Here is a 14,724-nt window from a genome sequence, read left to right on the forward strand (position 1 = left end):
CTCAGCGCTGCAACTGCGTCAGCGTCGCGAGCATCTCTGCCCGGCCTGGCGAATCCCGATAGGCATCGACCAGTGCGATCGCCTCCTTCAGTTCAGCGTCCGCGGCACAGCCGTGCCCTGCCAGCCAAATCAAGGCCGGCAACGGCGCACTGCCGCCGAGACGCTCGAGCAATTCGGAGTAAAGACGCTTATCGTTCGGGTCAGGCCGGTACACCTGGGTAAACTGGCGGTGCAAATCGCTCAGCGCCGTCGTGCATAATGGCGCCGTCGCCTCGAGATCAAGCTCGCCGAGATACCGGACTAGCCTCCATCGTACGTCCTCGTCGTATTTGCTCGACAGGATTTCAACGGCCTCGTCGGTGCGCCGGTCGAGCTTGCGCGCGCCGGCAAGCGCTTGGTCCCGCAGAGCGTTGTCGTCGGTAAATCTCAGCCAGGCCTTGAGATGCGATCTTGGACCCAGCATCGAGAAACGCGCGGGCCGCTCGCGTAACGTCTGGCCCAACAGGTTGGGATCGCGCAACTTCGCCAGCCGGTAAAGCTCGTAGTTTGGGTCGCGATATCCCTTCGCCATGGTTTCCCAGGCCACGGCCTCCGCGTCGCACGAACATTCATAGCCTACCAGCCAGGTCATCGCATCAATCGCGTCCGACACCGACCGGGCGATATCCGAATACGGTCTGCTATCGGCGGTCTTGAGCACCAGCGGCGCAACGCGCCTGCGCAGCAGGCTGCGCGCCTTGTCGCAAAGGGCCGGCGTCGGATCGAGATCGAAAGAGCTGAGATCACCGATCGGAAAGTCGCCGCGGTCGAGCATCGTTTCCGCCTGCGCCTGCCGCTGATCGAGGCTTCGGATGCTGTGGACCACCTCCGACCGCTTGTAGCCGTCGGGCGTATAGAGAAACGGCGTCCAGTCCCAGATCGGCGCATTGGCCGGCACCCGCGCGAGATCCGCGTTGAATTTGGCGAGCCGCACGGCCGCCTCCTTCTCCACCGTATTGCGCATCCGCGACAACGGCTCCATCAGCAAGCACACTGCCAGGATCGCGACGGGAAGCGCGCCGACGATGCGCGATATCCCGGACCGTCCTAGCAGGACCAGAAAACACCAGGTCACGGCAAGGGGTGGCACGACGACAAGAATGACGATTGGCCAGAGAAATGGCGACCGATCAGCGTGCCAGAGCAGATCCATTGCCGCCATCGCGACAAAGCCGGATACGGGTACGATCACGAGGGCCAAAACTTTCGTCAAGCGCGGGGCGTTGCCCTTCAGGCTCGCAATCGCAGTCATGATCGTCAGCAAGGACCAGAGCGCAACGACATGGATGGCGGCCAAGCCCCGACCGATCGGATCGCTGTGCAGATCCGCGACGCCGCCCAATACCAGGAGCCAGATCAGGCCGCTGACAAAGCCAAGCGCAATGCTGGCGGACACTTCGCCCCTTAACAGTTCGGTAGCCCGCATTGTTGCTCCACTCCGAGCCATTGGTCGCAGCTACCGTCGTGCAGGTTCGGTGCTCGTCGGGGCTTTGTGCTATCGCCACGGCTCCACGATGATCTTGGTATGCGTCTCGGGATTGGCGAGGTCGGCGAAGGCTTTCGCCACGCCGTCGATGCCTACCGTCGCCGTCACCATTGCCGCCGCGTCCACCTCCCCCTCCGCGATCAGGCGCAGCGAATAGGCGAACTCCTCCGGCGTGTAGCCGAGCACGTACTGGACGTTGAGCTCCTTCATGACGCCGAGCATCGGCTCGCTCTTGTCGCTCTCCATGCAGACGCCGACCACGACGATGCGGGCGTCGCGCGGGGCGCCCTCGAACACCTGCTGGAGCAGTCCGGGCACGCCGACGCATTCGAAGATGAGGGCAGGCTTCAGCGCCGGCAGCATGGCCTGAAGGGGCGGCCGCGCTGCTTTCTCAGCATCCGACATCTGGGCATGCTCGGCCCAGGTGGCATAGGGTTGCGACACCCAGGGATCGACGACGATGTCGGCGCCGAGTTTTGCCGCAAGCGCGCGCCGCGCCGGCGAATAATCCGCGGCGACGATCGGGTGCAGGCCCTTGATTTTCAGCGCCGCAATGACCGCAAGCCCAACCGGGCCGCAGCCAATCACCAGCGGCACCTCGCCGCCGCGCACGTTTGCTTTGGCGACGGCATGGACGCCAACCGCGAGCGGCTCGGTGAGAGCGGCGTGCTCCGCGGCGAGGCCGTTCGGCACTTCGAGCAGCAGCGGTTCGCTCAGCAGCATCGCTTCGGCATAGCCGCCGATATTGTCGTTGGAATAGCCGATGCCCTGGATGGCCGCCGGCGTCAGCAGCGCCGGCAGCGAGCAGACGCGCGTACCGGACTTCAGCTTGCGCTCGGTGCCCGGACCGTAATCGACGATCTCGCAGCAGAACTCATGGCCGAACACGACGTCGCGCGACAGGTCCATCGGCGCACGCCCGGCCTTCTTGGCCATCTCAACCATGCGATGGGCGTGCTGGCGCGCGTGCAGATCGGAACCGCAGATGCCGCAGGCGAGCGTCTTCACCAGTACCTGGCCAGGGCCCGGCTTCGGCTCCGGCATCTTGTCGACGACAATCTCACCGTTCCTGAAAATCGCAGCCCGCATCCGGCTCCTCCCATTCTTGTTGGAGCCGTTGATAGCACAGAGCCAGCCCTGAGATATGGCGTCAGGCGTTCGGCGAACGCTCTTCCAGCACCAAAAGCTGGGCGCGGCGGACACGTTCACGATGGGCGATATAGAGGCCACTCGCGACGATGAACGCGGCGCCCGTGATGGTCCAGACGTCGGGCAGCTCACCGAAGATGAAGAAGCCCAAAATGCTGACCCACAGCAATTGCGTGTAGGAGAACGGCGCCAGCACCGAGGCATCGCCATAACGATAGGCGAGCACAATGATCCACTGCCCCACCGTGGAAGCAATGCCGATGAAGATGCCGAGCCCGATGGCAGTCCAGCTCGGCGTGACCCAGACGAACGGCACCATCGCGGTGAGGATGGCAACGCCGGTCAGCGCGGAATAGGCCATCGTGGTGAGGACGGCTTCCCGCCCGCTGATCATGCGCGTCAGGATCAGCGCAGCAGCCCAGCAGAACGCGGAGACGATCGGGAAGAACGCGGCAACGTGAAACGCGTTCGAGCCCGGCCGCAGGATGATCGTAACGCCGACGAGGCCCAGCGCGGTTGCGAGCCAGCGGCGCAGGCCGACCTTCTCGCTCAGGAAGATAATCGACAGCGCGGTGACAAACAGCGGCGAGACGAAGCCGGTGGCGGAGGCCTCCGCGATGGGGAGAAAGCGCAAGCCGGTGATGAAGAACAGCGAGGAGCCGAGCAGTGCGGCGCCGCGCATCAACTGAAGGCCGAGCCGCTCGGTACGCATCGCATAGAGCGGCGAGGCCGGCAGCATCACCGGCGTGAACATCAGCGCGAAGGTCAGGAAGCGGATCCAGGTGATCTCGATCGACGGCAGGCTCGTCGAAAGGTATTTCGCGGTGACGTCGGAGCAGCCGAGGAACACTGTCGACAACAGGACCAGCGCAATGCCTTTGAAGGGATGGTCGACGCGCGCAGGTGCGCGGCGTGCGGCCTGTTTCTTCGCTGGCATAGGCACGGAAATACTGTCGAGCCTTGCGGCTGCGGCGGGCGGCGGTGTCACGGCTGGAACTCGGGAAAATGCGAATCGTAAGAGCCTATAAAAACGACAATTGCGATGCGTTCACAACGCCCGAAAACAGGAAGCCGATATGCGCTGATGGGCACGCATGTGAACGCTCCGTTAATAAAATGCGCTTTTTTGCACTACAGCATCGGCAGGCTGCGCGGCTTGCTCCCGCGCGGAAACGCCGCGTCCAGCGCGGCGATGTCATCCCTGGTCAACACGAGATCGCCGCTTGCCGCGTTTTCGCCAGCATGCTCGGCGGACGACGCCTTCGGGATCGCGAACACCGTAGTTGCACGGGCGAGGAACCTGAGCGCAACCTGACGCGGCGTCGCGCCGTGCGCCTCTGCGATGCGCGCGAGCACCGCGCCGCCCTTGCTCGTCGCTGCCGGAAAATCGTCATGGCCGAACGGCGAATAGGCCACCACCGCGACACCGTGCCGCTCGCACCACGGGATCACTGCATGCTCGATCGCGCGCTCCTTGAGATGGTACAGCACCTGATTGCAGGCAATCTTGCCTTCGCCGGCGACGTCGAGGATGTCGTCGAGGTCGTCGGCATCGAAGTTGGAGACGCCCCAGAATTTAATCTTGCCGGCCTTCACCAGCTCCTCGAACGCGGCAACGGTGTCCTCCAGGGCATAGGAGCCGCGCCAGTGCAGCAAATAGCAGTCGAGCCGGTCCGTCTTCAGCCGCTTGAGCGAGCGCTCGCAGGCGGTGATGGTGCCGCGGCGCGAAGCATTGCTCGGCAGCACTTTTGAGACCAGGAACACCTCGTCGCGGCGGCTGGCAATCGCATCCGCAATGACGAGCTCCGCATCGCCATACATCTCGGCGGTGTCGATATGCGTCATCCCGAGATCAAGCCCGCGCTGAAGCGCCGCAATCGCGCGCTTGCGGTCGCCGTGGTCGAGATACCAGGTGCCCTGCCCGATCACGGAAACATTGGCGCCGGTGCGGCCGAAGGGCTTTTTGTTCATGTTTGCTCCGATGTCTATTCTCCCTCTCCCGCACGCGGGGAGAGGCGAAGGGGCGCCGCCCGCATTCGTCACATAACAATTATCGAGCGCTAAGAGTTCACTTATATCCGCGACCAGCACGCTGCCAGTGGCCGCAGCGCGCTTCGACGACACTAACCCGGGTATGGGTCCAGCCCTTCATCGGGACGACGCGGGGAGAAATCGCTTATCAGGTCTCCACAAAGCCCGTCATTGCGAGCGCAGCGAGGCAATCCAGACTTTCGCCGCGGAGGGATTCTGGATTGCTTCGCTACGCTCGCAATGACGTTGGGACTACGAACTCTTCAACGGCCTTCACCGGTCGCGTAGCACCCGCAGCGCGTTCAGGATCACGGCGACGTCGATCACCTCCTGCAAGATCGCGCCCTCGACCGGCGTCAGGTAGCCGAAGGCGGCGGCGATCATGCCGAGCGTCGACAGGCCGATGCCGGCAATGACGCTTTGAAGCGCGATGAAGCGTGCGCGGCGCGCGATCTCGATCGCGGGCACGATGCGGTCGAGCGTGTCGACCAGCAGCACGGCGTCGGCTGCTTCCACCGACGCGGCAGCACCCGTCGCACCCATGGCGACGCCGACATCGGCAGCCGCAAGCGCGGGGGCGTCGTTGACGCCGTCGCCCACCATCATCACCGGACCGGCCTTGCGCTCGGAGAGCACCACCATGACCTTCTGGTCCGGCGTCAGCTCGGCGCGAACCGCATCGAGGCCGAGACCGGCCGTGACGGCCTCGGCCACGTCGCGGCGGTCGCCAGTCGCGAGCACGATGCGCTCGACGCCAAGGCGCCGCACCTTGGCAAGCAGCCCTTCGATGCCGGCCCGCAACTCGTCGGCGAGCACGATCCGGCCGGCAAGCCGGCCGTCAAGCGCGAGCCAAACGGCGACGGCGCCCGGCGCGGTCAGCGCGGGCTCAGTCGTGCCCTGGCTCGGATCGGGCAGTTGCGATCGCACATAGCGGCGACCGCCGACGGCGACGAAGCGCCCCTGCACGCGTCCCTTGACGCCTTCGCCGGGCGTCTCCGCGACATCGGCCGGAATCGACAGGGCAAGCTTGCGGCGCCGCGCCTCGGCGACCAGCGCCTGCGCGATGACATGCCTGGAGGCCTGATCGAGCGATGCGGCGATCCGCAGCACGTCGTCCTCGCCAAATCCTTCCGCGGCGTGGACCGCAACCACCCTAGCCCTGCCGTCGGTGAGCGTGCCGGTCTTGTCGACCACGAGCGAACAAATGCGCGCCATGGTCTCTAGCGCCTTGCCGCCCTTGATCAGGATGCCGTGATGCGCCGCGCGCGACAGGCCGGCGACGATGGCAACCGGCACAGCGAGAATCAGCGGGCATGGCGTCGCCACAACCAGCACCGCCACCATGCGGATCGGATCGCGCGTCCAGGCCCAGGCCGCGCCCGCGATCGCGAGCGTTGCGACCAAGAACACGATCGCATAGCGATCGGCGAGCCGAGCCATCGGCGCCCTGGCGCGCTGCGCGGCCTCGACCAGGCGGACGATACCCGCATAAGTGCTTTGCGCCGCCGGACGCGTGGCGATGATATCGAAGGCTTCGCCGGCATTGGTGGCTCCGCTCATCAGGGCGTCGCCGTCCCTGCACTGTACCGGCAGCGATTCCCCCGTCAGCGCAGACTGGTCGAGCACGGCGAGCGGGCTTGCGAGCGTACCGTCGGCCGGCACGATCTCGCCCTGGCGGATCAGCAGGCGGTCGCCCGTCGCGACGAGCTCGACGTCGATCTCCTCGAGCCGATGGTCGCAATGACGCATCGCCTTGCGCGGGGCTCGGGCGAGCAGCGCCGTCATCTCGCGCCGCGCATGGCCCTCGGCAAAGTCCTCGAGGTATTGCCCGCCGGCATACATCAGCGCGACCACGGCGGCCGCAAGCTCCTCGCCGACCACCAGTGCCGACGTCATCGAAAGCGCAGCCACGATATCGAGCCCGACATCGCCGCGCCTCAGGCTCCGCACGATCTCGACCAGGAGTGCAAGCAATACCGGCAGCGTCGCGATCGCCCAGACCAGATCCGCCCACGCCGAAAAGCCGGATGCGCGCAGCACGAAACCGAACACGAGCCCGGCGGCGGGAAAGCCGATCAGAAAGGGCCGAATGGGAACGTCGGACACGGACACGAAAAACGCCGGGCGGGTTGCGCGGGCGGCGAGGATGACAGTGAGTGCGCTGCGGAGCGATGATTTAGATCAAGCTGGTAGATGCTGGAAGGCCGTCGCGACTATCCCCCCTGTCGCCCGGCTTGACCGGGGCGTCCAGTACGCCGCGGCCTATCGATTTATCCCGGACGTCACGGGGTCAAGCCGGGCGATGACGCCGGAGAGTGTGTGGCGCTAACCCGCAGCGCCGGCGAACTTTGCCTCCTTCGCAGCCCCACCCGTCTCGGCAATCAGCCGCTTCAGCTCGGGAATGCAGGAGCCGCAATTGGTGCCGGCCTTGAGTTTTGCGCCGATCTCGGCCGCGCTGCGCGCGCCGGCGGCGATGGTGTCGCAGATGGTAGAGCGCCCGACGCCGAAACAGGCGCAGACCACGGGACCGGTCGAGGCGACGCCTTCGGTCGACTTGCCGGACAGCAACAGGCGGCGCTGCTCGTCGCTGACGCGGTCTGCCGCGAACAGGCTCTTCACCACCTCCCAGTCGCCGGCATCATGGGCAGGCCCGATGAACAGGCAGGTCTCGATGCGATCGCCGACGAAGGATGCGGCGCGATAGACGCCGCCGCCGAAATCGCGGTACTCCGCGATATCCTCACCCGCGATCCCCTGGAGCCAGGCCGGCCAGCGCGACAGATCCGCGTTGTCGGCAAAAAGATAACCATAGCCGCCACCGATCGCGGCACGCACCCACCACAGATGCTGCGGCAGCGCGAGCTGCTTGCGCGAGAGCGCGAAGCCGCGGAAAACGTACTCGTACGGCGCGATCGCGGCCGGAGTTGCCTTGGTTTCCGGCTGCCCCGAGAACGGATCGTTGAACGACTGCACCAGCGCGCCGATGCGGCCATGCGAGGTATTCATCGCGCTCCAGTGAATCGGCACGAACAGCGTGCCGCGCTGCTGGCGCTCGCTGACGACGGCTTTCAGGATGCACTGGCCGTAGTCGGTGGTGACGCGGGCAAAGCTGTCGTCGACGACGCCGTATTTGCCGGCGTCATCCGGATGGATCTCGACGAACGGCTCTGGCAGATGTGCCCCGAGCCGCTGGCTGAGGCCGGTGCGGGTCATGGTGTGCCACTGGTCGCGGATGCGTCCCGTGTTGAGCCGCAGCGGACGCGCCGAATTGGTCTCGCTGCGCAGCGCCGGCACCTCCGGCGCGACGAAACGGCCCTTGCCGTCATTGGTGAAGAAGCCGCCGCCCGCAAAGAAGCGCGCGCCAGGTCCCTCTTGTCCCTCGCGCGCCGGCCATTGCAGCGGCACCAGCGCATCATAGGCCTCGTCGGAGACCGATTGCAGCGCGCCGATGTCGAAGTCGCGGCTGCCATCGTTCTCGAACGCCGAGAGCGCGGCGTGCTCGCGGAAGATCTCGGCGGCAGATTTGTAGTTGAAGCCTTCGCCGAAGCCGAGCCGCTTTGCGACCTCGCTCAGAATCCACCAGTCCGGCCGCGCCTCGCCTGGCGCCGGCAGGAACGAGCGCTGCCGGGAGATGCGGCGCTCGGAATTGGTCACCGTGCCCGACTTCTCGCCCCATGCGAGCGCAGGCAAAAGCACATGCGGCCCTGCCTCGACCGTGTCGTTGGAGAGTACGTTCTCCGAGACCACGAACAGCTCGAGCTTCTTCAGCGCCTCGCGTACGAGATCGGCATCCGGCAGCGACACCGCAGGATTGGTGCCCATCACCCACAACGCCTTGACCTCGCCGCGGTTGATCGCCTCGAACAGCTGCACCGCCTTGAGCCCCTCATGGGTTGCGATGCGCGGCGCCTTCCAGAACCGGCGGACGCGATCGACCTCGGGCGGCGTAAACATCATGTGCGCGGCGAGCTGGTTGGCGAGCCCGCCGACCTCGCGCCCGCCCATCGCATTGGGCTGTCCCGTGAGCGAGAACGGCGAGGCCCCCGGCTTGCCGATGCGGCCCGTGGCGAGATGGCAGTTGAGGATGGCGTTGACCTTGTCGGTGCCCTGCGCCGACTGGTTGACGCCCTGCGAGTACAGCGTGACGACGCGCTCCGTCTCGCGGAACATCGCAAAGAATGCCGCGACGTCCTGCTCCGACAGACCGGTCGCGAGCGCCGTCGCCGAGACGCTGCCGGCGATGCTGCGGGCACGCGCGAGCGCATCGTCGAAGCCCGAGGTGTTGTTCGCGATGTAGTCCTTGTCGAGAGCGCCACTGTCCGCGAGATGGACGAACAGGCCGGAGAACAGCGCGGTGTCGGTGCCTGGCTTCACGCCAAGGAACAGGTCTATGTCGCTCGCAGTATCGGTGCGGCGCGGATCGATGACGATGATGCGGGCGCCGCGCTCCTCCTTGTTCCTGCGCATGCGCTGGAACAGGATCGGATGGCACCAGGCCGCATTGGAGCCGACCAGCACGAGCAGGTCGGCCTGGTCGAGATCCTCGTAGCAGCCGGGGACGGTGTCGGCGCCGAAGGCGCGGCGATGGCCGGCGACCGATGACGACATGCAGAGTCGCGAATTGGTGTCGACATTCGCCGTGCCGACAAAACCTTTCATCAGCTTGTTGGCGACGTAGTAGTCCTCGGTCAGCAACTGGCCGGAAAGATAGAAAGCGACCGCATCCGCGCCGTCGCGCGCCACGATATGCTGCATGCGATGGGCGACATGGTCAAGCGCATCGCTCCAGGCAACACGTTCCAGGACACCTTTGCAGCGGATCATCGGATAGAGCAGACGACCTTCCAGTCCGACGGTCTCGCCGAGCGCCGAACCCTTGGAGCAGAGCCGGCCGAAATTGGCAGGATGCTCGGGGTCGCCGGCGATCGCAGCGCCACCGTCGCCGTCGGGCGTTGCCAGCACGCCGCAGCCGACGCCGCAATAGGGGCACGTCGTTCGGGTAGTGCGGAGCGTCGGATCGATCGCAGTCATTCAGGCGGCATCCATCAAGCAGCTTTGGGCGGAAGCGCGAGCGCGCGGCCGAACATCATGTCGGTGCGGATCGCGGCGACCGCCTCGCGATTGCGGATCAGCTCGAGATACCAGAGCGCGTCCACTGTATCGCCGATCAGCACGGCGCCGGTGAGCCTGCCGTCGGCGATGACCAGCTTCTTGTAGGTGCCGCGCCTGCGATCGGAGAGCACGAGGCTCTCGCTGCCCTCGCCGCCGACGAAATCGCCCGCCGAGAACACGCTGACGCCCGACACCTTCAGATTGGTCGAGACCACGCTGCCCTGATAGGCGGCACTCTTCCCGGCAAGATGCCGCGCCAGCACGCGCGCCTGCTCATAGGCCGGCTCGACGAGCCCGTAAGCGGTGCCGCGATGCTCGGCGCATTCACCGAGCGCGAAGATGTCGGACTCGCTGGTCTGGAGACAATCGTTCACCACGATGCCACGATTGACGGCAAGCCCGGCCTCCTTCGCGATTGCGACGTTCGGCCGGATCCCAGCCGCAAAGATCACGGCATCGGCCTCGATGCGACTGCCGTCGGCAAGCTCGATCGCCTCGACGTGGCCGTCGCCATGAATGCATTTGGTGCTCGCGTTCAGAACGACATGGATGCCCTTGCGCTCGACCAGCGTCTTGAGCAACTCGGCCGCCGGTAGATCGAGCTGGCGCTCCATCAGGCGGTCCATGAGATGCAGCAGCGTCACCGGCGCGCCGGCCTTCGCAAGGCCGTAGGCCGCCTCGAGTCCCAAGAGGCCGCCGCCGACCACGACGACGCGCTTCTTGGCGGCCGCGAGTGTCAGGAGCAGATCGACATCGCGGCTGTCGCGGAAGGTGTGAACGCCTGTGAGGTCGGCGCCCGGCACGTTCAGCCGCAGCGGCGTCGAGCCGGTGGCGAGGACGAGCTTTGAATATTCCATGCTCTCCTCGCCCGCGATCTTCAGCTCGCGGCGGCCGACATCGATCTCGGTGACGCGATAGCCGTAGCGCACGGTGACGCCACGCTGGCGCCACCAGTCGGCCGGCCTGAGCTCGATCTCGTGCGAGCCGGTCTCGCCCGCAAGCACGGACGAGAGCAGCACGCGGTTGTAAGCGAGCCGAGGCTCTTCGCCGATCACAGCGATTGCGTAACGGCCGAGCGCGGTCTTGGCGAGTTCATCGACCAGACGCGCGGCGGCCATACCGTTACCGACGATGACGAGCGGCTCACTCACTTTGCTCTCCTATTCTGCGGCCTGCGGCCGCGCGCCATAGGCCTCGGAAATCATGAAATTCGACAGCAGCCCGTAGGCTGCGGTCCACGCCGCTGCGACGTCGGGCGTCCAGGCATCGCCGAGACCCTTCTCCAGCGTCCACAACAGGGTCGAGCCGACGACGGGATAGTGTTCGGGCTTGGCGCCGTAAGCGACGTGACGTTGCGCAAGCGCTGACGCCGCCGGCAGGATCGAATCGAGATTGGTCAGACCGTTCACGACGACGGCTAGCGTCGCCATCAGCTTCTTGCGCTGCTCGGTCATGTCAGCAGGAAACATCGCCTTCACCGATGGTGCGACCTCGAACAGGCGATCGTAGAACAACACCGCGGCCGTTTCCGAAATCGGCGCGACCTTGGCGAAGCTCTGCTGGACGAGGTTGATCTGTTCGGGCGTCATAGTTGGTCTCCTTGCTGGTTTGAAGTCTGCCTTTGTCCGCGCCATTGCGGATAAGGTTCATGGGTCAAACTCTCCGGCAAAACTTCTCCCCGCGTACGGGGAGAAGCGAGATTCGTACCAAGTCTCTATTGTTGGAGCATGATCTTCGCGGAAAACCGCTGCACACTTTTCCGGATCATGCTCTAGACCCGTGCTTCGGCAAGGCTCGGCGCACCTTCGGCCTGCGGGCCGCGACGCAGGTAGAACCACCAGGTCAGCCCGAGGCAGGAGGCGTAGAAGCCAAGGTAGATCGCGAGCGCGAGCTGCGGCCCACCAGTCAGCGCGATCGACTTGCCAAAACCGGTCGGGATCAGATAGCCGCCAACGGCGCCGATCGCGCCGATGAAGCCAACCGCCGCGCCGCTCTCGATGCTCGCCGTCTTCAGCGCCAGCGCGCGCGCTGCATCGCCCTTGCCGCGCACCTTGAACAGATTTTCCTCACGGAAGATCGAGGGGATCATCCGGTAGGTCGAGCCGTTGCCGATGCCCGTCGTGACGAACAGGATCAGGAACATCGCCAGGAAGCCGATGAAGTCCTTCTGGCCAACGAAATAGAGGACGCCGATCGTGGCGGCCGCCATCGCGATGAAGTTCCAGAAGGTGATGATGGAGCCGCCGACCTTGTCGGCAAGCCAGCCGCCGAGCGGCCGCGACAGCGAGCCGACCAGCGGACCCAGGAAGGCGATCGCGATCGTGATGTGCGGGAACTGGGTCTTGATCAGCAGCGGAAAGGCCGCCGAGTAGCCGATGAAGGAGCCGAAGGTCCCGATATAGAGGTAGGCCATGATCCAGGTGTGCTTGCGCTTGACGATCGCGAGTTGGTTCTTCACCGACGACTTGGCCGAGGTCAGGTTGTTCATGAAGAACACGGCGCCGAACACGGCGATCGCGATCGGCAGCACCCACATCAGCCCGGCGTTCTGCAGGAAGATGCCGTCGACGGGCGTCGCCTGGAACAGGTTGATGACACCGAGCGTCATCAGGATGGGCGTCAGGAGCTGCACGCTGGAGACGCCGATATTGCCGCCGGCGGCGTTGAGACCGAGCGCCGATCCCTTCATCCGATCAGGGAAGAAGAAGGAGATATTGGTCATGCTGGAGGCGAAATTGCCGCCACCGAGACCCGCGGTCGACGCAACGAGCAGCATCAGCCAGAACGGCGTGTCGGGCTGGCTCACGAAATAGGCAAGCGACAGCGTCGGGATGAAAAGGATCGCCGCGCTGAAGATGGTCCAGTTGCGGCCGCCAAAGGTCGTGACCGCGAAGGTGTAGGGGAAGCGCATCAAGGCGCCGATCAGGCCCGGTACGGCGACAAGCTGGAACAGCTGGTCGGTCGTGTAGTGGAAGCCGGCCTGCGGCAGCTTGGTGGTGACGATGCTCCAGATCAGCCAGACCGAGAAGCCGATATGCTCGGCCACGATCGACCAGATCAGGTTGCGTCGCGCGATAGTCTTGCCAGTCGCATTCCAGAACGCCTCGTCCTCGGGGCGCCAGTCTGAAATCCACGTCGGATTTCGCGTCGGATTCGTCGTCATTGATAATCCCTCTTGGTCTCACCGCTGCGTCGTTGCAGGCTCAGCCTCCAGGCATGGAGGTGCGCTCCGAGGCTCGATCCCCGGTGGCGAGTTCACGATGCTGATTGATGATGTCTGGGGACGTCGTCGTTGGCGTCGCAAAATGACATTTCAAATTCCATGCCAATTGCGCCCGGTCAGGAAATACAGGGATTTCAGCGAGTTATTCGTACGGCCCGAAATCTTCGCAGGCCATTTTCGCATGCAAATTTTGCGATTCGCTCAATCCTTGTGCGACGCACAAAGATTGAGCTAGCTGTCGATTATTTGGGCGCGCCGTGCACAGGTTAACGACGCGTTTACGCGGGCTTCAGCGAAACGATGACGCGCGCATAGGCTCGTATGCCGCACTTCGCGCGAGCCATACGCCCTTTGCCGATGATGCTCCTACTCGGCGGCTTGCGGCCGGCCATAGGCCTCAGTGATCATGAAATTGGAGAGCACGCCGAAGGCCGCGGTCCAGGCGGCAGCGACCTCGGGCGTCCAGGCTTCGCCCAGGCCCTTTTCCAGCGTCCAGAGCAGTGCGGAGCCAACTACCGGATAATGCTCCGCCTTCGCGCCATAAGCGACGTGACGCTTTGCCAAAGCGCTCGCGGCGGGCAGGATCGAGTCAAGATTGGAAAGACCGCCGACGACGATTGCGAGCGTTGCCATCAGCTTCTTGCGCTGATCAGTCATGTCGGCCGGAAACATCGCCTTCACGGAAGGCGCGACCTCGAACAAACGATCATAGAAAATGACAGCGGCCGTATCCGCGATCGGTGCGACCTTGGCAAAACTGTCCTGGACCAATTTGATTTGCGTCGGATTCATCTCAACTTCCTTCATGACGTGGCAAAGAGAAACCCGTTGGTCGCGGCGCCGGCGCTTTGGTTCAACACCTATGCTTCCGGCGTCACTCATCTGGACTACGCTGCCTCGACGAAGCGATGACGCTCGTAGAGGAATTCGAGCACGCGCTGGCGGCACTTCAAGTAAGTGGCATTCGACGCGAGCTCGAGCCGTTTGCGAGGACGTGCGAGCGGCACGTCCAGCACTTCGCCGATGCGCGCACTCGGCCCGTTGGTCATCATCACGATGCGGTCGGACAACAGCACGGCCTCGTCGACGTCGTGGGTGATCATCAGAATGGTGTTGCCGAGCTTCTGATGCAGCGCCATCACCGAGTCCTGTAAATGCGCGCGGGTCAGCGCGTCGAGCGCGCCGAAGGGCTCGTCGAGTAGGAGCACCTTCGGCTCCATCGCGAGCGCGCGGGCAATGCCGACGCGCTGCTTCATGCCGCCGGAGATTTCCGACGGACGCTTGTCCTTGGCATGGGCCATCTGCACGAGGTTGAGATTGTGCATCACCCAGGCCTCGCGCTCGGCCCGCGTCTTGGTCCTGGCAAATACCTTGTCGACGCCAAGCTTGACGTTCTCGAACACGGTCAGCCACGGCAGCAGGCTGTGGTTCTGGAACACCACGGCGCGATCGGGTCCGGGCGAGTTGACCTCGCGGTTCTCCAGCAGCACGCCGCCCGTCGAGACGCCGGTCAGACCCGCGATGATGTTGAGCAGGGTCGACTTGCCGCAGCCGGAGTGGCCGATGATCGAGACGTACTCGCCCTTCTCGATGGTGAGGTTGATGTCCTTCAGCACCTCGGTCGTGGCAGCACCGCGGGTAAAGATCTTGTCGATGTGATCGAGCTTCAGATAGGCGGTCATGT

The 14,724-nt window shown here is 64.7% G+C and carries 11 protein-coding genes; all 11 read right to left on the reverse strand.

Annotated elements, in window-relative coordinates:
* Position 1: 1 nt before the first annotated feature.
* The 11 genes from YUU_RS0129030 to YUU_RS0129085 all read right to left on the reverse strand — a co-directional run bounded on the left by YUU_RS0129030 (position 2) and on the right by YUU_RS0129085 (position 14,722).
* Positions 2-1,465, reverse strand: coding sequence for a hypothetical protein (locus YUU_RS0129030; protein WP_156944561.1), 1,464 nt, complete (start codon positions 1,463-1,465; stop codon positions 2-4).
* A 69-nt stretch (positions 1,466-1,534) separates the two neighbouring features.
* Entirely contained in the window at positions 1,535-2,614 is a 1,080-nt protein-coding gene (locus tag YUU_RS0129035; protein ID WP_027525538.1) for a zinc-binding dehydrogenase, read from the reverse strand.
* 61 nt (positions 2,615-2,675) lie between these two features.
* Complete coding sequence (locus YUU_RS0129040; protein WP_027525539.1) at positions 2,676-3,617, reverse strand: DMT family transporter; 942 nt, start codon at positions 3,615-3,617, stop codon at positions 2,676-2,678.
* Positions 3,618-3,805: 188 nt separating this feature from the next.
* Positions 3,806-4,645 carry an aldo/keto reductase gene (locus YUU_RS0129045; protein ID WP_027525540.1) on the reverse strand — a complete coding sequence of 280 codons (840 nt, stop codon included), beginning with the start codon at positions 4,643-4,645 and terminating at the stop codon, positions 3,806-3,808.
* A 333-nt stretch (positions 4,646-4,978) separates the two neighbouring features.
* The gene (locus YUU_RS0129050) at positions 4,979-6,817 is read right to left on the reverse strand and encodes a heavy metal translocating P-type ATPase (protein WP_027525541.1); all 1,839 of its coding nucleotides are present in this window, start codon (positions 6,815-6,817) and stop codon (positions 4,979-4,981) included.
* A 213-nt stretch (positions 6,818-7,030) separates the two neighbouring features.
* On the reverse strand, positions 7,031-9,736 hold the full coding sequence (locus tag YUU_RS0129055; RefSeq protein WP_027525542.1) for a nitrate reductase: 2,706 nt from the start codon (positions 9,734-9,736) through the stop codon (positions 7,031-7,033).
* Between the two features lie 14 nt (positions 9,737-9,750).
* The gene (locus YUU_RS52045) at positions 9,751-10,968 is read right to left on the reverse strand and encodes an NAD(P)/FAD-dependent oxidoreductase (RefSeq protein WP_084801593.1); all 1,218 of its coding nucleotides are present in this window, start codon (positions 10,966-10,968) and stop codon (positions 9,751-9,753) included.
* A 9-nt stretch (positions 10,969-10,977) separates the two neighbouring features.
* Positions 10,978-11,406: a globin family protein gene (locus tag YUU_RS0129065; RefSeq protein ID WP_027525543.1), complete on the reverse strand. Its 429-nt coding sequence runs from the start codon at positions 11,404-11,406 to the stop codon at positions 10,978-10,980.
* 182 nt (positions 11,407-11,588) lie between these two features.
* Positions 11,589-12,980: an MFS transporter gene (locus YUU_RS0129070; protein ID WP_027525544.1), complete on the reverse strand. Its 1,392-nt coding sequence runs from the start codon at positions 12,978-12,980 to the stop codon at positions 11,589-11,591.
* A 426-nt stretch (positions 12,981-13,406) separates the two neighbouring features.
* The gene (locus YUU_RS0129080) at positions 13,407-13,832 is read right to left on the reverse strand and encodes a globin family protein (RefSeq protein WP_027525545.1); all 426 of its coding nucleotides are present in this window, start codon (positions 13,830-13,832) and stop codon (positions 13,407-13,409) included.
* Between the two features lie 95 nt (positions 13,833-13,927).
* Positions 13,928-14,722, reverse strand: a complete 795-nt coding sequence (locus YUU_RS0129085; RefSeq protein WP_027525546.1) for an ABC transporter ATP-binding protein — start codon at positions 14,720-14,722, stop codon at positions 13,928-13,930.
* Positions 14,723-14,724: the final 2 nt, after the last annotated feature.

Source organism: Bradyrhizobium sp. Ec3.3, from assembly GCF_000472925.1.
Taxonomy (GTDB): Bacteria; Pseudomonadota; Alphaproteobacteria; order Rhizobiales; family Xanthobacteraceae; genus Bradyrhizobium.